Below are 23,259 nucleotides of genomic sequence, written 5' to 3'. Positions count from 1 at the left end.
TGCAATACTATTGGAGGGTAAAATTATGCAGCGATTTATTCTTCCACTCCAATTTTATAGGCCTTCTGGAATATCCCGCTCTTATCAAGTCTGGTAACTCTTGCTTTTCGGGAGATGTCTTCTTTCGTTTCCCCACACAAGGCGTTAATTCCGCACCATGGTTCCAGACATATAAACTGTGCCTGTTTGACCATATGAGGATCAGTCCACACTGCAACAACAGGAAAATCGGGAAATTCAATCCAAAGCCCATATCCTCGCTTTTGATTGCGTAGCGTTATTCTTTGAATGCCGGTATCCTCAAGGATAATAGCATCTTTTTCCATTAGTTCCGCAGACAAGGGGAGTACATTGCATTGATCGACCAGGACTTCCTTCTCCTCTGTCAAATAGCGTCCAATTACACGTCGCGTTTCAATACGAATGTTTTTATCGAAGTAGAGTGCATAATCACACAGGCTGCTGTCTGGCAAAAGCTTAAACCCCGGGTGTGCTCCAATAGAAAAGTACATTTCATTATCCCCACAGTTTATTACCTGCCAAATAACATTTAAGCCGTCTTCATCCAGAGCATATGTAATATCCAGTTCAAACTCAAACGGGAAATAAGTGGCAGTCTGGCTATTGCTATGCAGTGCAAAAACCGCTTTGCTATCCGTTTTTTCTTTTAGAGCAAAGTCCATATCTCTTGCAAAGCCATGAGCCGGTGCAGGATACTCCTTTCCCTGAAACACAAATTTTTCATCCGCAAGTCCGCCGATATTTGGGAAGAGAACCGGTGCGCTACGTTTCCAGCTTCCATTTCCATCCCACAAATAGTCTATTCCTGTTTTTTTGCTCCGCAGTTTTTTCAGTTCCGCACCATGTAGAGCAATTTCCGCATGGAAAGCATGATTTTCGATTCTTACCAAATGAATCATCCCTTTCTGTTGTTTTCACAGAACTAATGTGATATATTTTTATATATTTATCTCATACGGCAATGCCGAATGACTGTCTTCAAAACCAAGCGGGAGGTGTGCTATGGCAAACGGAGCTGAAAACAAAAAGAACCAACAGGCGAGAGACTATATTATGGATATTATTCTTTCATCGCCTCCCGGCACGAAGCTTCCTTCAGAGCGAGAACTAATGGATCACCTGAATTTTTCAAGGCCAACAATCCAACATGCGATTGATGATTTGGTGCTCGCTGGATATATATATAAAGTGCAGCGTCAAGGTGCGTTCATTGCCAATACGAATCATTGCACAAATTTGAATCGAATCAGCAGTTTTACAGAAACCGCACAGGAACTGGGTGTTGTAGCTTCTACAGAAATTATAGAGCAAACAACGGTTCCGGCAAACGATTATATTGCCCTGAAAATGCAATGTGCAGTAGGAAGTCCCATGCATTTCTTTGTTCGCCGCCGCAATCACGTTGATACTCCCGTTATGCTGGATTACTCCTATTTTGCCGATTTTGCTGTATCAAATATTCGTAAAAGGGATGCTCAACATTCGATTTATCAATACATTGAACAGGTTAAGCGTCTGACGATTGGCTCAAGCGATGTTAAAATCGAAGCTACACTGCCTGAACCGGAAATTGCAGATTTACTGAAAATTGCTCACGATGAGCCGCTCATTTTAATGGAGCGTTTTTCACGCTTGGCAGACGGGCGAACCTTTGAATATACAATTAGCTATGCTGTCTCAAAGTATAATAAGTTCGCACTTACATCTGTCCGCAGAGGATAAAACAAAGGGGGGAATAGATCAATCTATTCCCCCTTTATTTTTTTTGCTATTCCGGGGAACAAGCACTGTCTTTGGAAAGGCCGTCTACCAAATAGTTTGCCGCTGTAAGGTATGCACGTTCCTGTGTTGTTGCCTTTTTCTTTCCCTCAAGAGCACGTTTTGCCTCATAGCAATCACTATACGGAAAATGCTTGTCCAATTTATAGCCGCTTGCAATGCTTCGGCCCTGGACATGATAGGCTTCAAGTATCCTACCATCTTTGTCAGCAATTAAAACCGCAATGCGAGTACCAGTGATGGATTTTTCCACAGCAACACTACTAACTGGTCCTCTCTTTTTCAATCGAATCAGTTCCTTATTCAGGCGTATCTGCTGCGGTACAGCCAGCATTCGGTTAAGGAAAATCATAAATATAAATGCGGCGGCAACAATGAACAGCTCTTGCGATCCCATAATGCATCCTCTTTCAGCAATAGAAACAAACAGATTCCCCTACCACGACTTCCGGCAATACTTTCTCCTCTACATGGATTACTCCGGGCAGAACAGGCACAGGGCGTCCGTCAAAGTGAATCGTGCAATGCCCCAAAAGGCGAAAAGTTTCCATTGCCTTGCTACCAATCGCAGTCACCTTGTATTCGCTTTTTCCAAAGCGCATGGTATCCCCCGGCACTATATCTCTAATAGGCTGCGGCATAGTAATTTGCACGCTGTATTCCTCAATGCCATTGCCCACCTGATCGCTGAAAAGAATCAAAATCTTGTCCTCAACGAAATCTAACGCACCGGGCCCCATGCCTGTAATTTTGCTTTCAGAAATGACTTGCATAGCTATACCTCTTATCCCTTAGAAAAGAAGCATACCAACGATAATAGCAAGTCCAACTTCAATCGGAGCAATAAAGAACTTACTGTAAAGAACGGCAGGAACACCGATTTCGATAGTCTCAGGCTCAGCCTCCGTGAGGGACATGCCGACCGGGACGAAGTCAGAACCGCAGGGCTGGTGGATGGCAAAGACCGCAGGAAGTGCCAGAGACAGGGGCACAGAACCAGCGCCAATAAGTCCACCGACCAGTGTGCCAATAACGGAGGAGATCACGGCACCTGGCCCAATAATAGGGGAAATCAGCGGAAAACTGACAATAAGAGACAGAATCAGCAGACCAATAGCCGAATTTGCGAGAGTAGACAGGCCATTAGCAATCAAGTCGCCGACTCCGGTCTGGAGGATAAATGTAGAAATCGTAGCGATCAGAACCATGAACGGAATAATGTTTGTCAAAACAATCTTAACAGATTTTTTGGCAGATTCAAAGATGATCATTACGAATTTACCGATGCCAGAGGAAATAGCAACCGCGATCTTCTCAATTCCTTTCATATCACACACTCCTTATTCTTGCTTCGATTCGATGTTTCTTACCGCCACACCGGAAACATAGATACCCGGCTTGACAAAAGCTGCGAAGGGACCGCTGGGGCCAGCAGGGTTGACATTGATTGTTTTGAGCCCCTTCTTCGGGAACATTCCGAGGCGAAGGCTACCACCGCAGTTCACGATAACGCAGGCGGTTTCCTTGTCTGGAATGACCTTTCTGAATCCATCGACGGCAATACCGCCGGTAATATCGGCGATCTTTTGTGCAACCGGATGAATTCCCGTTCCGGTCATGGACACGATTTTATTTCGTGCTCCCTCAACAGAGATTTCCAGCGGAGTGCCAAATCCGCCGCTACCTTTTGAAACAACTGCAATACCCATGACAATTTTCCTTTCCTAACACGCCAATCGTAATCTAAAGCTCACATGACATCCGCGTAAGCGGCTTCACCCTTGTTCTTCTCAATTTCATCAAAGTCAACGCCTTGACGCTTAGCAAGGAACATGGACATCTTCTCAACAATCAGGCCAATGAAACTGGATGTGCAGAATGCCAGAACAAATGTAGCAACGGCAAGCGTGGCGCCGACACGCTCTCCCGCGACCTGAACAACACCGTTATAGACACCGAGCCATACGAACAGCTCACCAGGGTTAACATGGGGAAACAGGCACATCATGGGTGCCATGTTGGTACGGTTGCAGACCTCATAATAGCCAGCCTTGTATTTCTCATGCAGATACTTGCCGAAGGTAAAAGAAGTGGGACTGCCGACCATGAAGTTTGCCAGATACGGCAACAGGGTGTAGCGAGCGAAAAAGTTTTTAGTCAGTCTTCTGGCCGCAGAGTCAAACCGATCCTCACCAATCAGAGCGACGGCGGTATTGAGGACAGTCAACGCCACCAGGACAAGGGGAACGATTCCAGACATAGTGCCAACAAATGATTCTCCGGCTGCCGAGAAAAATCCCGTAAAGCCTTCCGCGATGCTAACGATGAAATTCATTTTTCTACCTCCTAATTCGTTTATGTGAATTGCGTCTGCAAGGGAGAACTATGTGACGAATTATTTGTGAATAAGGCAGGCATATTGTGCTGAGGCGAATTGAGTCACAATATGCCTGCCTTGGAAAGGGGAGAGTACTTGCAAAAATACAACGAATCAGCATCCCTAGCTTACGACGTATTTTTCAACACCCTTGTTCGGATTTCCATCATAATCACACGGGAAGTCCTTGTAATACGCCGCCAGCGCATCTTTAATCCATTTCTCCGACATATCCTTGGCGCTGATAATGGTGTAGCGATAACTTTCACCAGTCAAGTATGCTTTCACACCACGCAGGCATTCTTCCAATTTTTCGGGAGTAACCTTCTCATTATTAGCCGCAACTACCGCCAAATTGTTCAGCGTAATATCGAGTTTCAACCGTTTGATCATGCTAACGGCACGTTCATGTTCATTTTCCTGCAGGAGGGACATAAAATACACGCAAAGGCCAATAATTTGACCATGCTTGAATTCCACGCCACACAGATATTCCATATAGTCGAACATACCGTGTTCGCTGGCACTTTCCCACATTGTGTGCTGCATAATCCAACTCTGCTCCGCCACCCAGTGATACGCCATACAAAGGAAACGAAGACCTGCGCCAGCTTGATGCGCAATTTCGCCATTCGCCTCTTGTTGGAGAACTTCGTAGTGTGTCTTGCCGTTCTTATGCTCTCCGGTCAAAATCGAAGCATACGTTCTCATTGCGTTGAGATTGTCGATGTTCTCTGCCAACAGGCCAATCAATTCCAAAGCTCCGTCGCAAACTTCCTGGTTGAAAGCCTTAGAGACATCCTGACCATTGGGGCTATAATTTCTTGCTACCAAGCTATTGAGTTTCCAGTCGAATGAAGCTGTCAGGCAGGAAAGCAAATCACCGGAACCGACCACATTTAACTCGCCCGCAGTCAAAATAATATCCGGATCCATCAGAAGTACATCCGGTTGCACCAAACTCGAATCATACTTCACTTCATAACTTTTGCTTATGGGATTCAGCCGCCGCATAGCTGCTTTATAGCAGAACGCCGCGTTGACCGAAAGAACCGTGGGCACACAAATGAATACAAGTTCTTTTCCCAATGCCTCACCCAATTTGGTAGCTATGTACTGTCCGGCATCCATTGCAACGCCACCGCCAAGCGCAATAACCGTCTCAACCTGATCAGTGTCAATGCATTCGCTGAGATAATATTTATCCAGCTTTTCTTTGCCCTTCTCAGCAACAATGCTCTCCAGTTCTCCAACCTGTTGCCAGAGTTGATCTTCTTCAGGGAATCCGGTTCCCGGATCCTCCTGTCTGCGGAAAATATAATCAACCAGTGTTTGTGCTTGTTCCCAAATTTCTTTGGCAGTCTCCGTGTATTCAGGCGTACTACACTCTTTAACGAATTTATCGAGTTTGTCCGTCTTGGTGTCGGTAACATAGGTAAAGTAGCAATCTTTAGGCAGCTTTGCCGCAGCCGACTTTTGTGCGCGTGGGCTTGTTACGAGCAGGCATTTTTTCTTGATGAGTCCCTTATCCCTGAGACTATCCATGACATTCTTCAGGTTGCACTCAAATACGCGGAAGCAATAGTTTTCCTTTTTAACATACGGACGAATATTCAACATCTCTATTTCGTGAGTGTCATTCGCCGTAGCAACCGCATTAACAATCTCTTTTTTGAACTGACTCATCTCATTATTTCTCCAGTTCCTTATAGTTGCACTTCTCTGCCAGTTCGCGATCAATCACGATGGTCGCATCGCGGTGCAGTTTCAACACAGAAACCGGGAGTTCCGAGGTTACGGCATCATCTGCCAACAACTTAGTGATAACAGGAATCTTGCTGTCACCAGTTGCAATCAGGATGATTTTCTCGGCCTTCATAATGTCACCCACGCCCATGGTAATCGAACGAGTCGGGACATCCGCAGGGGAATCAAAATAGCGAGAATTGGCCTGGATTGTGCTTTCATCCAGTTCCTCAATATGGACACCCGCAACCAGATGATCGCCCGGTTCATTAAAACCGATATGCCCGCTGACACCTACACCCAGCAGTTGAAAATCCAGGAGCTTATCGCCATAGAGCTTTTCATTGAAAATAGCAATTTCTTCTTCAGGATCATTCAGGCCGCTGGCAACATAGGTATTAGCCTTGTCAATATTAACATGGTCAAAAAACCAAGTGTCCATGCACTTCCGATAACTGACGGGGTTTTCGGGACTCATACCCAGATACTCATCGAGGTTGACTGTAGTGACTTCGGAGAAATCGACCTTGCCATCCTGATACGCTTTAACCAAATGCGGATAGACCTTTTCAGCGGTGCCGCCAGTAGCCAGACCTAACTTTGCGGTAGGGTTGGCATTAACTAGAGCCACCATCTCCTGTGCAACATAAGCACAGGAGTCCTCATAGCTTTTCGTCACGACAACATTCATGAAAACATTCCTCCTATGTTTGACTGTGTATATTGATTAGGATCCAGCAAAATCGCTTCTGCTTGCTCTTATTGTACTTTCCTGGATATATCCAGAAATAGTCTCCACGGGCTTGTTTTTTATTTTTGTAATAATCCACAATGAGTTTGCTTTTAATTTGGTTATTTATTATATGCTTTTTACATTTATCCAAAAAAACGAGCAATTCTATTTGTGCATTCCGCCTAGTTATTTCCGGTTTTTTGTAAAGAAGTAATCTCTCAAAAGCACTCTGGATATATCCAGAGTACAATCTGTGAAACAAAAGTCTGCACTTCTGCCGATGGTTTCCCCTATCACAACTATCCATTTTCTGAAAATGTCTTGTATATCCAAAAGGTATGTGATATAAGTTCAATGAAATGCTTGTCGCACAAACAATAGAAAGGATCGTGGGCTACGGCTCCTCTTCGTATGAAAAAGTATATTATCTTCGATATGGATGGAACTCTTCTCGATACAGAACTTTTAATGATTCACTGTTGGGAAAAAGCGGCAGAAAAATATGGCATTTTAGGGGTTGCAGATGTCTGTCATGAATGCATTGGAACAAACTCGGCAGAGACGGAACATATTTTCCAAAAGCATTATGGGCAAGTGTTCCCCATTCGTGAGATTCGAGAGGAAGTCATCTCTGATTTTAAGACTCGTGTTGATGCAGGGCCTCCGTTAAAACCTTTTGCCAAAGAGATTTTGCAATATCTGAAAGGCGCTGGCTTCCAGATTGCTGTAGCTTCATCTACTGTGTCTGATATGGTTAAAAAGGAATTATTAGCAGTCGGATGTCTTCCATACTTTGACTATGTTGTTGGAGGAGATATGGCCGCCCATGGTAAACCAGCTCCTGATATTTTTCTTGCTGCCTGCAAGGGGCTTGGTTGTAATCCAAAGGAAACACTTATTATCGAAGATTCTTTCTATGGAATACAAGCCGCTCATGCTGCCGGCGCAATTCCGCTGATGGTTCCTGACCTGATTCAGCCTTCTTTCGAGATTCGCAAATTATGCCGTGGGGTTTTTGCGGATTTGCTGGAAGTGCAGAAATATATCGAAGGTCTTTGCACAAATTATTTTTAATTGTTTCATCAAAAGTGTTTGAGCTACCTATATAGGCGAAAAGCGTCTCAATTCGAGACTCATTTTTCGACGGTATTTGCGTTTTCAAAAGCCGTTCCAGATACGCTCTTTATGATATAGGAAGGTCTGGGCATCCTGGCATTCTTCCGGTGTCAGCTCTCGCAGTCTCTTTCGTGACTTGGATAAAAACAATTTGCTTTTCAGCGGTGGGTGGGCCTGTTTTGCTTCCACCAGCTCGTCAATTTGCAGAGCGCAGGAAAAGCACTCCGGTTCATGCTCCCGGATATGTTTGTAAAAATAGTTGGTGTGATAGGGGCAGAACAGGCAGCAGTTCGCTTTGGTATCAAGTCCCCATACATCCCGATTATAGGCATAGCAATCAGGGCGGGTCCAGCCCATTTCCACAAGCGGAAATCGGTTGGTAAATAACACCTGTGTACTCTCCTTGGCCCGGTGGCGCTCCTCCCACATGATGCCCATGTGCATACGGTGAAATTGCCTGTCCGCCGCAATCGTGCGCTCTCTGGGACGATAGCCCAACAGTTCATAGCGGACAAACCGTTCTATGGCTTTGATCTTGTAGTCATAGGTGCACTGGCGCGGCATCCGGCCTTTCTTGCCATCGTCAGTCAAGGTCCAGAACGGGATGCTGGAAACGCGGGCGTTTCCAAAATTCCGGGTGAAGTCACCGTATAGGCCAGTCTCCAGCGTATAGTAAGGAATACCGGCCCGGCGGCATAGCTGCTCTACAAAAACAGCCTGCTCATAGACCCAGTTCGGTTCTCCATGCAGGTCACAGAAGATCACAGCGTCGTACACCGGCACCAGCGGCCGGACAGGTTCCCCACGGATGGCATTTTCCGCAGACATAAGGGCAAGGCTTGTACTGGGAGTTCCAGCCCCAAAACTCAAGATTTCCAACGGTTCCCATGATAACATTGCTTCATCCCTCCATAGGAATACGCTACCATGCTTTTAGCAAAAGCGCAAAAAAACGCCCCTCGCCGCCCAATGGCAGCGAGGGGCAACGTATTTCACATCACTTAGCTGGAAGTGCCCAGTTATTTGTCGTCAGCACCGTAAAGTATTCATAGGTTTTCGGTGTTATCTGCTGCATCTGCTCCGCTTTCTTGGCATCGCCATGGTTGTTCAGCCAATAGGTAAAGTATTCCGCATAATATTCCCGGCAATTTGTTTGTGCATAGTCCCGGAGAAACGCAGAGGATGCCTGAGCTTCTTCTGCATAGAAGGATGTACTTGTGGACGGGAAGCCTTGCACACCGTCCAGAAAGTGGCCAAACTCATGGACTGTGGCCTTGGCCTCTGACACATAGATCCTTTTGCTGGTATAGGAAGCCGCACCGATACAGGTCATGTCGTACCGCTCACTCAAATCCGCCAGATATTGAAAGTTGACGGTATAGACCCATCTCTTATCCTGGAACTGCTGCAAAATTGGCTCCGGTACGCGGCGCAGTTCCAGCAGATAGTCGTTCATGTTCACTCCCTCGTCATTCTGAATGGGAAGTTCCGTGAGCATGGGCGGCTCGTCCACGGAAAATTCCTGTGTCAGAATCGCGTGGAGCAGAGCAGCGGCCTCGCCGCGGGTAACGATCTCCAGCGGCTCTGCGTCCTCCGGGCATAGTCCCAGTTCCGCTCCGATCCGCAGGCAGTTTTCATAGGTGGACAGGGTCTCTCCGCCAGGATAAAGGATGTAATCATAGACAGGCAGGCCAGCCACCGAAAAGGCGCTCTGAAAAAGCGACCCCCTGCACATCCGCGTGTCCGGTTCTGTCAGGGCTTCCACGGATAGCCAGCCGTTGCTGCAAGCCTCTGTGAGACAAGCCGCGCCAAATTCACCCTCTGACGCCAGAGCTTCAGACTTATCATAAGCCCGGCATAGCATGACCGCCCATTGGCGGGCTGTAATTGGCGCGTCAGGAGAATATCGGCCCTCCCCAGTCCCGGCGGTGATCCCGTGCTCCGCAAGATACATCACGCTTTCATGCCACGGAGAATCAGTGGGAACATCACGAAATTCCAGTTCCGCGGCAAAGGCTGGAATCGTCAGCAACAGTGTCATCATCAGAATAATCATACCGGGAAACAGCTTTTTACATAAGGTTCGCATATCGAACATCCTCCTAAACGGAAAACGCGTCTCAATTTGAGACGCGTTTCGACAAGTTTACTCGTTATAAAAGTCCGGCCTTGCCACGGAGACAAAGCCGGATATGCCTGTAATCACCACGTTATTTGCACTGCTGGCACAGTGGATCACCAGCAGGCTGCCGTCCTCGTCCCTGCCGCAGACAATCCCAACGTGCTCATCCTCTGGGTAAAACGCCAGATCGCCGGGGCGGGCTTCATTCCATGTAATTTCGGTACAGTAGGTGTGCTGGGCATGGGCGCCTCCACCGTGGCCGATGAGATATTCGCCGCCGCTCATATTGTAGAATACCCAGTCGATGTAGCCTGAACAGTCAAGACCGTAGGGACGGTAGGTGCCGGTGGTGGGACTTCCCTCTGCCGTAACCTTTCGGAGCTGGCCCCAACGACTATCCCAGCCTAAAACCAGTGATTTGCCGCCCCAAAAGTAGTTGACTTTACCGTATAGCTTCAGGGCTGTTTCCACCACGGCACGGCGCTCTGGGGAAAGGTCATCAGGCAGGCCGTTCAGCACTGCTTGCGCATCGGCGTTGGTGATGGTCAGGCTTCCGGCCAGCGTAGCCAGCGCCGCCCGGTCAGCCAGCAGCTCGTCCATGGCGGTGTTCTGATAGCTGGTGAAGGTATAGGCCGTCCGCATATCATCGGCTCTTTTCGGCGTGATGGTGATATGCAGAATATACTCTGTCCAACCATCATCCCCGTCGCCGTCACCGGGATGGTCAATCGTCTCTACCCAGGAAGTGATCTCCGTCATATCCCAAAATACAGCCGTCAGGCGGGCCACCCGGTCATCATCCATGGTGGCAACATCCACTCCATCGTCCGCTCCTGCGGTTTTCGATGCGAATACGGCCAGCACATCCGGCCAGTCAGGAGCCTGTCCCTCCACAGTGATGCCGTCATAATCCCCGGCCTGCAATTCCTCCAGTCTGGCGTTGTACGCCATATTGACTTGTGCCACGGCCTCGGATACGGATACAGTATCCGGGGCGTTGCGTTCCTCCGCGAAGAACAGGCCGAAGGGAGAATTTGCGACAGCGGCGATGATGATAATGACGATCAGGGCAACCAAAACAACGGCGCCGCCCACCATTCCCGTAACGGCCCCAGCCACGGCAGCGGCAGCCTTCGCCACAGCCTGTATTGCCCGCTTGAACACAACAGCGGTGTTCTTAGCGGCTTTCCTGGCCTGCACTGCCGCCTGGCTTCTCATGTGCTGCGGGACTGTGCTGAAGGACTTGCGGACCGCTGCCTTTTCGGGCAGGTCACGCACTTTCGGCCCCGGCGGTGTCTTTTTTGCCGGCATTTGAACGTTTCTCTTTTGGACCGCCGTCTGCCGTTCCTTTGGCAATACGGCCTTTTGGCCTGCGCTGGACGCAGGGGCACCCGCGGACCGTGGAGCCCCGACCTCCGTGGACTGGTAAAATGCGGATGCGCCGTGCCGCTGATCGTTCAAAGCAGATTGGCACCGCACTTGCCTTTCCTGGATGAATCGTCTGCGGGCCAGTTCTGTGCGCCGCCATTCCTGAGAGTGCTCGGGAGCAGTCGGTGCGGCGTTCTCCACAACCGTTTCGCTGGCAGCCGACGCTCTGCGGCTTTTCAGCGTGTCGGCACCCCGCTTCTTTTGCCCCTCCTGCTTTGGGACGGTTTTTTCTCGCCTTTCCCCGGAAGCGGACGGTTTTTCTTTGATGGCTCTTTTCTCCTGGCGGTGCGGGTGCGGTGTGTGGGCGGTCAATTCATCCATGGCCCATCTTCCTGCTTCCTCTATCTGACCGACGGCCTGCGTTTCTGTATTCTCCGTCCCCTCCGGGCGCTGGTCCAGCTCCTGAAGGTATTTCTCTTTCATGATCCGGGCCGCTTGCTTGGGAAGCAGCATATCCCGGCGTTTGACCTTGGGTTCGCCCATTTTGGGCTTTTCCTTGAACTCTGGCAAAGCAGTCACCTCAAAAAAAGAAATGCGTCTCAGATTGAGACGCATTTCGACATTTTTTTACCTGTCGTTGGGATTGGTACTCCATAGTCGGTACAGATCTCCGCCCCGTGGGAACTCGTTGGCAAAGGGGACGATGGAGCCGCCGATTTTCAGCAGGCCGTGACCTGCTTCTGCATTGGTAACGTGCCCCATCTGTGTTTCAGAGATGTTCAGCAGCTTGGCAAGCTCCGCCCGGTCGGTGGCCGCCTGGTTCAGCAGGATCAAAAACTCGCTGTTGGCGAACATGAGCCGGGCCGTATCGGACCGCAGACATTCCTCCACGTTCTGCGTTGCCCCGGTCATTGCCGCGGAATATTTCCGAAACCGCTTCCAGCACTTGTAGAGGAACTGAGCGGAGTAGAAATACTTGAAAAACAAGTAGATTTCGTCAATAAAGACCCATGTGTATTTTCCGGCAAGTCGGTTTGCGGCCACCCGGTTTTGAATGGACTCCAGCACCACGTTCATAGCGGTGGGCTTGAGCTGCTCACCCATCTCATAGAGGTCAAAGCAGATCATGCGGTTGGTAATATCAATGTTTGTCTCATGGGCAAACATATTCAAGCTGCCCTCCACGAACAGCTCCGACGCAAGGGCCAGCTCCTGGGCCTCTCGTTCCGGCTGCCGCTTGACATCGTTGCGCCAATCGGGCAGGGTGGGCTGCCGGGCCTTGCCGCCGCTCTTGATAAGGTCACGGTAGATGTTGGCGGTGCAGCGGTCAATGATGGATTTATGGAAGGCCCCCAACTGGCCCGCGCCCATCTGCTGCTCGCAAATGCTCATCATTAGCTCGGATTTCATAGCGATTGGGTTTTCACCGGCGCCGTAGCCCTTGTCGATGGCCAGAGGGTTGAAATGGTTTGGACTGTTGGGCGAAACCTCCAGCACAGTCCCATGGAGGGCACGGGTCAGTTCCCCATACTCCCGTTCCGGGTCGATGATGATAATATCATCGTCGGTGGACAGGGCGATAAAGGTAATGGCCTCCTTCATGGAAAAGGATTTGCCGGAGCCGGACACGCCCAGGATAAAGCCGTGAGGGTTCAGCAGCTTCTTTCGGTTGCAGATCAGCAGGTTTTTGGAGACAGCGTTGACGCCATAGTAGATGCCCCCGGCATCCTGGATCTCCTGAACACGGAAGGGCGTCAAAACGGCGGCGCTTTCCGTGGTAAGGGTGCGGGTGGTCTTGATCCGCCGCAGGCCATAGGGCAGAGCTGTATTGAGTCCGTCCTCCTGCTGATAGCGGAGCACCGCGAACTGGCAGAGGTGCTTGCGCCCTATGGATTGCAGCGTCTCGGTATCGGCGCCCAACTGCTCCAAGTCGTCGGCCAGATGGACCAGCGTGACATTGGCAAAGATCATGCGCTGGTCGCGGGTGCTCAGATCGTCCAGGAACTCCTTTGTCTCGCCCCTCAGCTGCTCCAGCTCATAGGGAACGGTGGCCGTAAAGTTGTTCTTATCATTCTGGCGCTGCTGCCAACGGGTAATGTCGCTCTCAATGCCCAGTATCCGGGACTGGACTTCCTTTACCGCCTCGTCGGTGGGGATTGGCAGAATGTCAATGGAAAGCATGAGGTTCCGGGAGAAGTCGGACAGCTCCGCGATCATGCTGTCCTTGATATAGCTGGCATACTCCCGAAGGAACAGAACACGGCCCACCTTGCTGCCCATTTGGAAGTGGTCGGCCTTGAACTGCATCCCGTCCGGGGCGATGTAGTCCCGAAAATCATGGCCCTTTTTCATCGCTTCAGAGAGGTCGAATTGGAAGTACGGCTCCTCTCCGGGCCGGAAAAAGTCATGAAACAGCCGCAGCCGCTCATGGTTATCCAGGGGCCGTGCCCCACTGTCCAGCCGTCCGAAGCTCTTACCAAGGTCTGCATCCACCCGGCTGAAAAAGGCACGGGCTTCCTCAATGTTTTTTCGCGCCACGGAGACGGTGATATACTTATCCTGGATCAAGCCGTTGCTGTCGGCGGTCTTTTCCGTGAGAACGGCATTGTATTCCTCGCGGTATCTATCCAACCCGTCGCCCCTGCTTTTCATCAGGACACTGCGCTGGAAGTCCACGCCATTCAAACGCCGGTTGTTGATGGTGATTTTGGTGGTGGCGTCGGTAGGCAGGCTGTTCAGAACGCCGCAATAGGCGGTAAACATATCTCGCTGGTCCTCATAGGACGCCAGGGCGTAGTTAATATCCGCAAAGCGCCAGGTGCGGCTGTACTTATTCCCCACCTGCCAGATACCGTCCCGGAAGATACAGCGGATGGGGATGGACTGCTGGACGCTGCGGGGTATCTTAAAGCGTTCTTTCTCACTTCTGTTTGCGGCAGCCAAGGTCTTAATCATCGTATCGCGCCCCCTTTCCAGACAGAGCCATACAGTAGATATTTTCCGCACGGAACACCCTGGGCGCAGCGCACAGGAACTGAGATTTGATAAAGGCCCATACGAACTGTTCAAAGGTCAGGCTGTTGTAATGGAAGAAGCCCGCGACGGCCACGGGCGCCGCCGCCACGATGCAGGCCCAGCTTGCCGTTTCACGGCCCAGCACATTCCGCAGGGCAAAATAAATGCTGACAGCGACTGCAACGGCCAGAGCCGAACAAATCAACTGCCGGACGGACAGGCCGAAGAAAATACTTTCCGAGTGCTGCCGCACTTCTTTCGGGATTTTGATTTCCATGATGATCTCCTTTTCAAAAATTACAGGCCAAACATCTCTTTGACAATTCGTTCCGCCCCTTTGACCAGCCCCACCAGAACGATCATGTTAAAAATTGTCTCGCCCACATACTGCCAGCTCATCGTGACAGCGGACAACGATGTATCCAGCACCGGCGCACTCCCGGAGATAAAGGCGGTATAGATCAGACAGGCCAGGACGATAACCGCTCCCTCCAGACAAACGCCGGTGTAGGACTTGATAAACGTCTTTCCGATAAAGCTGGTTCCCTCACCGGCAAAGGAGGACAGCGGCAGCGGCGCCAGGGCTGTAAACATATACAGGCGGAAAAAGCGGCCATAGACGGTCATAATCAGAATGAAAGACAGAATGGTGATGAACAGGCTGCCCAGTACCGTTACCAGCCAGAGGGGAATACTCTCCAAAAAGCCGATGCTCTCTATGGTGTCTACCATTTCCTGCGGGACAGAAACGGCAGCAGAGGCCATACCGCCCACACCGCCCATAATGCTTTGAACGATACCGCCGCAGATATTGAAAATGGCAAGCATCAGTTCCATGCCGTATCCGATGGCGGTCTTTGCCAGGATAAAACGGATGAAGTGGCGCAGGGCAAATTCCGGCCGCTGAAAGTCCCGGAAGCTGGCCGCACTCTGGAAGATGCCCATGGCAAAAAACAGCACCAGCAGGCCGTAACCCACAGCCTGCAGTCCGTCATTGATATTGACGATGGCCGTCCAGATACCTCCGCCCCGGAACTCCTGGGGCGTTGTGGTAATCAAGGCCCATATCTCCGCCAATTTATCGTTCCAGGTATGAAAAGCGGATTGCAGATTGCCTACGATCCAGTTGTCACTCAATAAAGTCACCTCCTGAAATGCGTCTCAAATGGAGACACATTTCGACAAAATCCAATGTTGCCGCAAAAGAGAGAAGGGCGGGCCATGCGGCCCGCCCCTCTGTATTACACTGCACCGATGGCGGTCAAAATCTCCTTGGCAAAGGCGATCATCAGACCACCGAACAGACAGAGGAAGCCCTGCGTGCGCTGGCTGGCATCATGGGACTGGATGGACATACCCACCTGCACGATGCCCCAGCCCAGGATAATGACGCCCAGGGCCTTGATGATGGAAAAGATGAAGTCGCTCATATTGTTTACGATGGTCAGCGGGTCGCTCCCAGCGGCCAGCGCCGGGCAGGTCAGAGCGCCACAGAGCACAAGCACCAGAACGCCGGACGCATAGAGGCGGCGGGCGCGTCTGGCCTGCTGGTCGATGTGGGTATTCCGCTGTTCGGTCTTTTTCATGTTGTTGGAACCTCCTCAATGATTTCAATGTCATCCAGATCATCCACGGGTATGCTCAAGTCGGGCAGCACATAGGACAATCCGGGGTGGTGGATATAGGGCTGTGCCCCGCCATCCTCGGTCAGTTTGATATTGGGATGCTTGAGAATATCGTACTTGCGGTCCATGACAGGCAGCTCACCCCGGATAAAAAGAATCTCATAGTCGTTATCCATGGCCCGCACCTCGTCCGGGGTCATTAACTCCCGGCCCGTCTGCTGGTGGCTGACGGAGCTGGAGCCATGGGAGCCGCGGGTAGTGCTGCGGTTGCGCGTGTCCAGTGTCTCCTTGCCCAGCATTTCAGAGATATATTTATGGGTGCTTTGCTCATTTCCACCCAAATATACCAGCGTGTCCGCATTTCCCATCAGGCCCTCCCAATCGTCCTTAAACAGTGCCTTCAGTGCGGAGATGTTTTGCAGGACGATGGTGGACATGATATTTCTGCTTCGCATGGTAGCTTGGAGCTTGCCAAAGTCATCCGGCAGGGAGACATTGCAAAACTCATCCATCATCAGACGCACGGGGACAGGCAGCGCCCCCTGGTGCACCTTGTCGGCCTGATAGTAAAGGGCCTGAAAAGCGCAGGTATAGAGCATACCCACGATGTAGTTGAAGGTGCCGTCGTTGTCAGGGATGACCGCGAATACAGCCTGCTTGCGCTCGCCCATCATGCCCAGTTCCATATCGTCCCGTGATGTGATGCCGGTGATCTCCGGCAGGATGAACGCAGACAGGCGGACAGCGGCGGTAATCAGGATGGACTTGGCAGTTTTCCCTGATGCAAATTGTCAAGGACTTTTTAATCAAATTCACAAAAAAGTCACATCTTCGCCACCTCCTCACGGAGCAGTCGCTTGATTTTGTCCTGCATGGTCTCTTTCGCTGTTTCGCTGAAATGGACACGTACAACATAGGTGGTCTTGTCGATGGTCTTGCGGAAACAGGGCTGTGTGTTGTTTGCGGTCTGAATTGCTGTTGCGTTCATTGAATACCTCCTTGAAATGAAAAAAGCCCGACAAGGAAAGGTCTGACAACGAAGTACCGACAACGGGCTTCGAAAAACTCTTTTTCTTAATCGGGCTTATCTACTTTTTTATAATTTACTTTTTCTTTTATATTTCTGTTGCCATTGTTGTCAGAGAAAGAAAAGTCCAGTAATATCAATGGATTTTCGATTTCTGCCCGACAACAGACCGACAACCAGCTCGACAATCTACCCGACAACGAAAAGGGATTTTTCATCGTAACCATTCTTCTGGAAGTTCAAGCTGTTGCATTTCTGCTTCCGTCAGTTCGTGAAATTCTCCTGTGTTGTTGTCAGGCTCGTTGTCGGTGGGGATGCGTTCCCAACCTCGCTGTCTGCGGTAAGGCTCCGGGAAGTATCTCGGATTTGCAAATGCCCTCCAACCTGTGACAGCATTATTCATAATGTCATTGATTTCTCGAAGCTCCCATTGCTTCGGCTCGTCATAGTCATGCCCTAATGCTTCACGGTAAAGTTGCTTGGAGCAGACCATGTTGCCGGAATAGTGCTCCAGATAATCAATAATCTGTCCTGCTTTGGTGTCCTCTGGCATGAACTCTCTTTGATGGGCTTTCAGAAATGTGTCTGTCTCTCGGCTGAGTTTCAGCTTGAAATTGCCGCTTCGGTAAATCTCCATGACCTCTGCCCACATCTGAATGATATAAGCTCTGGATGCAGCTTCATCTTCCAGTATGTGAACCTCGGACTGTTCCGGGCATACCATGACTGGAAGAAAACGGCGGTTGCCTGTTCGGTCAAGGGGAAGAAAATCAAGCGTGTTGGAAGAACCGCCAAACACACATTGTCGCAGTCTGTCTGCCGGATGGGTCTCATACGGTATCTTGTAGGTTTCCTTTTGTCGGCTCAGAAAGGACTTGATTTCTTCAATGCTCTTGGCGTTGGCTGTGGCAATCATTTCTGACATTTCGATTATCCAATGCCCCTGCATCTTGCGGTACACATTGTCATCGTCCAGTTTCTTCAAATCGTCAGAGAACCAGTCATCATTGACGGCAAGCAGACGGAAGAACGTGGACTTTCCTGCACCCTGTCCACCGACAAGGCAAAGCATGACTTCAAATTTGCATCCGGGCTTGAATACTCTGCTGACAGCTCCCAACATAAAGAGCTTCAGGGCTTCATAAGTGTACTCGTTTTCCTCTGAACCAAGGAAATGATGCAGACAATGACGGATGCGTACCTGCCCGTCCCATTGCAGGGAATTAAGGAAATCACATACTGGATGATAGCGGTTTTCATTGGCGATCACCGTTATTGCATCCACGATTTTCTTTTCTACGGTCAGTCCGTAATTTTCTTCAAAATACAGGAGCAGATATTTTACATCCATATCGGTCAGCGTGGTACTGTCACGCTGCCAGCCGAGGGGCTTCACAATATCAATGCGTTCTGTCAGCATATTCTTTCGGATTGCTCCTTTCAGCAGCGGGTCGTATTGCAGAACCTTTTTATAATTGGCTGCTGTGTTGTAGACCTTACCTTTCTGGCTCTGCTCCAAACTGTTTCGGACTTCCTCCACGGTGTTCTGCAAATCGCTGTTCAAGTTTCATCACCTCTTTTCTTTGCTCAGCAACCAGAGCTTTCTTTTCTTCGGGAGTGCCATATAGGAGAATATCAAGCAGATATTCGATATAGCTTTCTCTTTGCAGGGCTTCCACGAACAGAGGATGCCATTCATCCTCCGGCTGTTTCGGTGCGTACTGCTGTTTCCATTCTCGGAGAAGATGGAAGTAATCGGTCAGCACCTTGTAGCAATGGTTTTCTTCCTGCTGATACTTCTGCTCCGGGGTGGGTTCTCTGATCTTCGGTCTGACAGATGGCTTCTGTCTGCTGTCATAGCAGATACCAAAATCATCTGCCAGTTTCATAGCGGCTTCTTTGCTCGGCAATCCGAACAGTCGGGAAACAAAATCAACTGCATCGCCGTCCGCCTGGCAAGCGAAGCAATGGAAACGCATATCCACTTTCATACTCGGATTTCTGTCATTGTGGAATGGGCAGACTGCCATGCCGTGACGGTTGACACGGATGCCGTACATCTCTGCCGCCTGTCGGGTAGTAACGGTCTGCTTAACTGCTTCAAATACATTCATTGCATCATCCTTTCAGGAAACAAAAAAGGCACTCGACATTTTCAAAGAGAAAACGGCAAGTGCCTGTTAGAGTTCCATATTCTGTTTTTTGTGCTGCGGAGATTTCTGCTCCGGCTGTTGTTTCTTCTGTTCCTGCTCAAACTTCAATCGCTCGGTTAAGGAGTGCTTCGGTTCGGGCTTTTTCTCAACTGCCTGTTCCGGCGTGAGGACTTTGCCGACCCAGTATCGAATATCTTTCATCGGCTGTAATTCCTCTTTGACGGTAGCAAGCTGTCCGGCAAGCTCGGCGTGAGCTGCCTGGAGCGTGTCATATTCTGCTTGCAGGGCTTCCAGATCGACATTCAAATCCACACCCTGTTTTTTGAGATAACGGTATGCTCTATTAAAGCTGTCCAGTTCGTCCTTGTGGCTCTCAGCGAAAGCAGCCTGCCGGGATTTCCAACCGATTTTCAGATACTTGTCATGGACAGCCTTGTGGGTCCGGCAATCTGCCACGGCATTTTGTATGCCGGTAATGACTTTCATTCGGGCAGATGCTTTCTTCATATCGGCGTTGATGGCTCCGGCTTTTTCATTCATACCTTGCAGGGTTGTGTCCAAATCTTCCAGAGTGAAAAGCTCATGTTCTTTCAAATAGATCAGAGCTTTGGAGACTGCTTTCAAATCATCGGCTGTGCCTTTCTGCTGTCCATACCTCGACCAGTCGCTGCGCTCAGCCTTTCGCAAATTCATATAATCACGGAGCAGAGTGGAGAGGTCGGGCGAAGCGTTTTTCTTTTCGGCTTCCATTTCCGCAAACGCTTCTTTGGTGGCAGACACAATATCAGCAATCCAGTCTCGCAGACTTTTGATGGTACTGCGGATAGCGTTCATCATGCGGTTAGCGGCTTTAATGTCTCGGTTGAGATTGCCGATGTTGGTTTCAATGCCTTTGCGTTCCAGCGCACAGACAGCAGCTCCCATGTGAACGGTCGGGATAATATCAAGTCCCTGTCTTTCATAGGAACGCATATCCACACGCTCCGCACTTCCGGCAAGTTCCAGATATTTATTCTGGATAACTTCCCATCCGTGTCTCCATTCCTCGGCGTGGTACTGCTCGTTCCAGTCAACGGTATCTTCCTTATGGCTTTTCCATCTGCCGGAGGGGAGCTTGATGCGTTCGCCGTTCTCGTCAAGGTCATAAACCTTGCGGCTCTTGGGAAGCCACTTCCCATTTTCATCAATGGCTCGCATCGTCAGCATGATGTGGCAATGGGGATTGTGTCCCGGTGGATCGGGGTCATGGATTGCAAAATCACAACACATTCCCTTGGACACAAAATATTCTCGGCAGTATTCCTGCAACATCTGCGGACACATTTCAAGAGGCACTTCTCTGGGCAGGGCAACAACAAATCGCCTTGCAAGCTGTGAGTTCCATTGCTTCTCTACTTCCTCGGCAGAGTTCCAGAGCATTGCCCGGTCTGCATATTCCGGCGGTGCATGGGACGGGAGCATGATTTCAGTGTAAACAACCTCATGCTGTTTCCTTCGGTGGTCTTTCGATTTCTGGTCATACTCGGAAAACAATTTTTCTCCGGCTTGGTAGGCGGCTCCGGCAACAGCAGAGCTGCCTTTGCTTCGCTGAACAATTCGTATTTCCAGATGGGGTACAGGCATTTTGTTTGAACCTCCTTTCTCGGTGCAATAAAAAATGACCGATACTTTTCAGCAGCGGTCAGATGGGGAAAGTATAAAACTTGCTGACGGTGAATGATTGCTTGCAATCGTTCATCGGTGGCAAGTCCACAAAAGGGTAGCTGACAAAGCCAGCGCAGGGGAAGTGTAGCTTCCTCTGGATGATTGGAGCAAAGGACTTTTGCGGAACTCATCAAGCTCCCTGCAAGGGGCTTTCGGCAGAACGCAATCACCATCTTTAGGTGGTGTATAATTGCGCCCTGTTTTACAACAGGGTTTTCAGCTCCTGTTCGGTTGCTCTACGTTCTTTCGGTTCTCAATCAGCAACTCCAGCTTCTTTTGAACCGCTTCGCTGTGGAAGATGAAAGTCAAAAGCTCCATCACATCATCGTCCGTCAGGATGGTCGGTTCTCTCAAAAAAGTTTCCAACATCCCGGCACGGGTACAAAGGCGGTGGGTTCTCTCGCTACGGGTCAGGCGCTTGATTTCGTTTTCCAGTCGCTTTTCCTTGTGCTTGGCTGCGGTCAGCTTTTTCTCCGCAACATACTGTTCTCGTTTCAGCTTTTCCAGTTTTTCATTGGGCATCGGGTCAACTCCTTTCAGATTTTTGATAATGGACAAAACAAAAGACACTAACTTTTTTACGGTTAGTGCCTTTTGGCTTGGTCATTATTCTGTTTTGTTTTGCTTGATGAGTTCCTCGGCTTCGTCTCTTGTAAACTGATAGTAAGTCAACACATCTCGCACTTGCTCATCGTACTGGCTCATATCCAACTCTTTGAATTGGTTTAGTGCTACAATTTCCTGCACAGTTTTTAACTTGTCGGCAGGTAAGCTCCAGAATTTTTCTTCCCATTCTTTTGCAAGATTGTCCTTAAACATAAATCTGTAAATGATAAATGTTTCCGGCATCCAGAGGATCGTCCAGAAGCGATGCTCGTCTGCTCCAAACGCTTCTTCAAAGAATGTTTTTCCTTTGCCAACCTTGCCCTTTGTCGAATTAAGCACAGCTTGAATTGCTCTAATGAATTTTCTATTCCAATGCTTTCCGATGAAATCTCGATTCATGAAAAACTCTGGGTCGTTGATTGGGTGGTATTTCATCGGGAACGAATAAATGTTGGCGGCAAGTTCATCACACATATCAACATTCATCTTCATTCTGTAGTAAAGATGTTCCGGCTTATCGTGGAAATTATAAAGCATATAGTTGGAAAGGTTCGTAATTCCATTTGATACTGCCGTTTTGATTGCTCTTTCATAAATATCCTTCTGTTCCCAATGGTCAAAAGCGACACGCAACGGATAGATATTTACTTCGGATAATTTTTTCATGTTAGCATCTGTGATAAGACGTGCATCAATGCCTTGATTAAAATCGACGATGCGTTTTAACCCTTTTTTGTGCTTGAAGTGCTTCTCATACAACGGCGCAACATATTCGTCCAATGACAATATATCTTCTTTCGTTGCAGTCTCATGATGCAAGCAGTCCACTTCTTCAAGTTTGAGATAAAACTCTGTTTTTTCTTCAGACGGTAATTTTTCCATCAAAGCCTTGTACAGTACCACACATTTCCGAATGTATGCTCTGTCATTAAATCCGTCTCTCAGATTACGAATTGCAATCTCATATTGGTTTGGTGGAATGTAGGTTGCACCTTTCCCAAATCCACACTCCTTAATCTCATCAATGATTTTGTCATAGCACTTTGACGCAAGAACATTATTATCGAGAAGAAGCAAATCTCTTTGCTCTCCAAAGCGTTCCCTTGCTATATTTATCTGTTCTTTTAGACCGATATAATCACAGTAGGTCGGCTCGAGTGTAGGTACTGCACAAAAAGCACAGTGATTGATGCAACCTCTGGTCATATATGCGAAATAAGCATTGTTCGCAGGATATTTATATTCAATCTCGTCCAAAATCGAGTAATCCAGCGGTAATGCATCAATAATTGTTGTATCACCTTCATCAATGTCTCCGGGATGATTAAGTAATCCAATAAAAGGGTGGATGCCCGTTGCTTGGTAAACTTCTTCCGGCAACAATGTAGACATGATACCGCCAACCATAACATCTTTTTCGTCCTTGCATAATTGCTTGACGAAGTTGATGGTGTCTATTGTTATGTCCCAATAGAAAGTAAACAATGTCGTGATGCCAACCTTATCAAAGGGAGGATTCTTGAAATAATCTTTTCTCTTGTATGATAAGCGAGCATCTTTTGCAAGCTGATACGCCATTGCATTTGAAGCAAACGCTTCGCATTCATCTAATGCAGATGTATTAGCCTTGCGGATATAATCAATGAGAACCAATTTGTATTTCTTCCACTTTGTATCTGGGTCGATAGAAGAAAGCTGCTCAAGCAAATCTTCAATAACCAAATCAGCGGCAAGGTCTCTCAAGTCTCCTTTGAAAAAGCGAACATCATCGCCAGATTGACGGTAATAAGTCGCCAACTTCATAAGTCCCATTGGCGGATACTTGTTCTTGTAATTGGGTTCAACCAAAAGAACTTTTCTGTTCATG

The 23,259-nt window shown here is 49.0% G+C and carries 25 protein-coding genes; 3 read left to right on the top strand and 22 right to left on the bottom strand.

Going from position 1 to position 23,259, the window contains the following annotated elements; genetic code table 11:
- Positions 1-35: 35 nt before the first annotated feature.
- Positions 36-911, bottom strand: coding sequence for an aldose 1-epimerase family protein (locus ACTQ4R_RS04355; protein ID WP_441626225.1), 876 nt, complete (start codon positions 909-911; stop codon positions 36-38).
- 112 nt (positions 912-1,023) lie between these two features.
- On the opposite strand from ACTQ4R_RS04355, the gene ACTQ4R_RS04350 reads away from it, so the two are divergent.
- Positions 1,024-1,743 carry a GntR family transcriptional regulator gene (locus ACTQ4R_RS04350; protein WP_441626223.1) on the top strand — a complete coding sequence of 240 codons (720 nt, stop codon included), beginning with the start codon at positions 1,024-1,026 and terminating at the stop codon, positions 1,741-1,743.
- Between the two features lie 46 nt (positions 1,744-1,789).
- On the opposite strand, the gene ACTQ4R_RS04345 is transcribed toward ACTQ4R_RS04350, so the two are convergent.
- The 7 genes from ACTQ4R_RS04345 to ACTQ4R_RS04315 form a co-directional block, all read right to left on the bottom strand.
- A complete protein-coding gene (locus ACTQ4R_RS04345) occupies positions 1,790-2,197 on the bottom strand; it encodes a transcriptional regulator GutM (protein WP_441626221.1) in 408 nt (135 codons plus the stop codon).
- A gap of 13 nt (positions 2,198-2,210) precedes the next feature.
- The gene (locus tag ACTQ4R_RS04340; RefSeq protein WP_441626219.1) at positions 2,211-2,573 is read right to left on the bottom strand and encodes a PTS glucitol/sorbitol transporter subunit IIA; all 363 of its coding nucleotides are present in this window, start codon (positions 2,571-2,573) and stop codon (positions 2,211-2,213) included.
- Positions 2,574-2,591: 18 nt separating this feature from the next.
- A complete protein-coding gene (locus ACTQ4R_RS04335) occupies positions 2,592-3,128 on the bottom strand; it encodes a PTS sorbitol transporter subunit IIB (RefSeq protein ID WP_441626217.1) in 537 nt (178 codons plus the stop codon).
- Between the two features lie 12 nt (positions 3,129-3,140).
- Positions 3,141-3,509, bottom strand: coding sequence for a PTS sorbose transporter subunit IIB (locus tag ACTQ4R_RS04330; RefSeq protein WP_441626215.1), 369 nt, complete (start codon positions 3,507-3,509; stop codon positions 3,141-3,143).
- A gap of 41 nt (positions 3,510-3,550) precedes the next feature.
- Positions 3,551-4,135 carry a PTS glucitol/sorbitol transporter subunit IIC gene (srlA, locus tag ACTQ4R_RS04325; RefSeq protein WP_441626213.1) on the bottom strand — a complete coding sequence of 195 codons (585 nt, stop codon included), beginning with the start codon at positions 4,133-4,135 and terminating at the stop codon, positions 3,551-3,553.
- A gap of 165 nt (positions 4,136-4,300) precedes the next feature.
- Complete coding sequence (locus tag ACTQ4R_RS04320) at positions 4,301-5,863, bottom strand: hypothetical protein (protein WP_441626211.1); 1,563 nt, start codon at positions 5,861-5,863, stop codon at positions 4,301-4,303.
- Positions 5,864-5,867: 4 nt separating this feature from the next.
- Positions 5,868-6,614: a glucosamine-6-phosphate deaminase gene (locus tag ACTQ4R_RS04315; protein ID WP_441626209.1), complete on the bottom strand. Its 747-nt coding sequence runs from the start codon at positions 6,612-6,614 to the stop codon at positions 5,868-5,870.
- A gap of 453 nt (positions 6,615-7,067) precedes the next feature.
- Between ACTQ4R_RS04315 and ACTQ4R_RS04310 the strand changes: the two genes are divergently transcribed.
- Entirely contained in the window at positions 7,068-7,730 is a 663-nt protein-coding gene (locus tag ACTQ4R_RS04310) for an HAD family hydrolase (protein WP_441626207.1), read from the top strand.
- Positions 7,731-7,814: 84 nt separating this feature from the next.
- Here the strand turns inward: ACTQ4R_RS04310 and ACTQ4R_RS04305 are convergent, their stop codons facing one another.
- The 3 genes from ACTQ4R_RS04305 to ACTQ4R_RS04295 form a co-directional block, all read right to left on the bottom strand.
- Positions 7,815-8,600, bottom strand: coding sequence for a hypothetical protein (locus ACTQ4R_RS04305; RefSeq protein WP_441626205.1), 786 nt, complete (start codon positions 8,598-8,600; stop codon positions 7,815-7,817).
- 169 nt (positions 8,601-8,769) lie between these two features.
- Positions 8,770-9,861: an S-layer homology domain-containing protein gene (locus ACTQ4R_RS04300; protein ID WP_441626203.1), complete on the bottom strand. Its 1,092-nt coding sequence runs from the start codon at positions 9,859-9,861 to the stop codon at positions 8,770-8,772.
- 57 nt (positions 9,862-9,918) lie between these two features.
- The gene (locus ACTQ4R_RS04295) at positions 9,919-11,205 is read right to left on the bottom strand and encodes a C40 family peptidase (RefSeq protein ID WP_441626201.1); all 1,287 of its coding nucleotides are present in this window, start codon (positions 11,203-11,205) and stop codon (positions 9,919-9,921) included.
- A gap of 132 nt (positions 11,206-11,337) precedes the next feature.
- Between ACTQ4R_RS04295 and ACTQ4R_RS04290 the strand changes: the two genes are divergently transcribed.
- Positions 11,338-11,919 carry a hypothetical protein gene (locus ACTQ4R_RS04290; protein WP_441626199.1) on the top strand — a complete coding sequence of 194 codons (582 nt, stop codon included), beginning with the start codon at positions 11,338-11,340 and terminating at the stop codon, positions 11,917-11,919.
- Here ACTQ4R_RS04290 and ACTQ4R_RS04285 read toward each other — a convergent pair.
- The 11 genes from ACTQ4R_RS04285 to ACTQ4R_RS04235 all read right to left on the bottom strand — a co-directional run bounded on the left by ACTQ4R_RS04285 (position 11,890) and on the right by ACTQ4R_RS04235 (position 23,258).
- Positions 11,890-14,217, bottom strand: a complete 2,328-nt coding sequence (locus ACTQ4R_RS04285; protein WP_441626197.1) for a VirB4-like conjugal transfer ATPase, CD1110 family — start codon at positions 14,215-14,217, stop codon at positions 11,890-11,892. The genes ACTQ4R_RS04290 and ACTQ4R_RS04285 overlap by 30 nt on opposite strands.
- Positions 14,210-14,554, bottom strand: coding sequence for a PrgI family protein (locus ACTQ4R_RS04280; protein WP_441626195.1), 345 nt, complete (start codon positions 14,552-14,554; stop codon positions 14,210-14,212). The genes ACTQ4R_RS04285 and ACTQ4R_RS04280 overlap by 8 nt, the downstream gene beginning before the upstream one ends.
- Positions 14,555-14,574: 20 nt before the next feature.
- A complete protein-coding gene (locus ACTQ4R_RS04275; protein WP_441626193.1) occupies positions 14,575-15,414 on the bottom strand; it encodes a hypothetical protein in 840 nt (279 codons plus the stop codon).
- 104 nt (positions 15,415-15,518) lie between these two features.
- Positions 15,519-15,863: a glutamyl-tRNA amidotransferase gene (locus tag ACTQ4R_RS04270; protein ID WP_441626191.1), complete on the bottom strand. Its 345-nt coding sequence runs from the start codon at positions 15,861-15,863 to the stop codon at positions 15,519-15,521.
- The gene (locus tag ACTQ4R_RS04265; RefSeq protein ID WP_441626457.1) at positions 15,860-16,639 is read right to left on the bottom strand and encodes a type IV secretory system conjugative DNA transfer family protein; all 780 of its coding nucleotides are present in this window, start codon (positions 16,637-16,639) and stop codon (positions 15,860-15,862) included. The genes ACTQ4R_RS04270 and ACTQ4R_RS04265 overlap by 4 nt, the downstream gene beginning before the upstream one ends.
- Before the next feature lie 86 nt (positions 16,640-16,725).
- Positions 16,726-16,890, bottom strand: a complete 165-nt coding sequence (locus ACTQ4R_RS04260) for a transposon-encoded TnpW family protein (protein WP_441626189.1) — start codon at positions 16,888-16,890, stop codon at positions 16,726-16,728.
- 253 nt (positions 16,891-17,143) lie between these two features.
- Positions 17,144-18,493, bottom strand: a complete 1,350-nt coding sequence (locus tag ACTQ4R_RS04255; protein WP_441626187.1) for a VapE domain-containing protein — start codon at positions 18,491-18,493, stop codon at positions 17,144-17,146.
- The gene (locus ACTQ4R_RS04250; protein ID WP_441626185.1) at positions 18,426-19,043 is read right to left on the bottom strand and encodes a CHC2 zinc finger domain-containing protein; all 618 of its coding nucleotides are present in this window, start codon (positions 19,041-19,043) and stop codon (positions 18,426-18,428) included. The genes ACTQ4R_RS04255 and ACTQ4R_RS04250 overlap by 68 nt, the downstream gene beginning before the upstream one ends.
- A 66-nt stretch (positions 19,044-19,109) precedes the next feature.
- Positions 19,110-20,705, bottom strand: a complete 1,596-nt coding sequence (mobQ, locus tag ACTQ4R_RS04245) for a MobQ family relaxase (RefSeq protein ID WP_441626183.1) — start codon at positions 20,703-20,705, stop codon at positions 19,110-19,112.
- Between the two features lie 297 nt (positions 20,706-21,002).
- Positions 21,003-21,308: a DUF3847 domain-containing protein gene (locus ACTQ4R_RS04240; protein WP_441626182.1), complete on the bottom strand. Its 306-nt coding sequence runs from the start codon at positions 21,306-21,308 to the stop codon at positions 21,003-21,005.
- 84 nt (positions 21,309-21,392) lie between these two features.
- On the bottom strand, positions 21,393-23,258 hold the full coding sequence (locus ACTQ4R_RS04235) for a hypothetical protein (protein WP_441626180.1): 1,866 nt from the start codon (positions 23,256-23,258) through the stop codon (positions 21,393-21,395).
- Between the last annotated feature and the right edge of the window lies 1 nt (position 23,259).

This window comes from Dysosmobacter sp. Sow4_B12, from assembly GCF_052116665.1.
Taxonomy (GTDB): domain Bacteria; phylum Bacillota; class Clostridia; order Oscillospirales; family Oscillospiraceae; genus Oscillibacter.
Note: the sequence above shows the minus strand (reverse complement) of the source record. Positions and strands in the feature narration are given on the sequence as shown.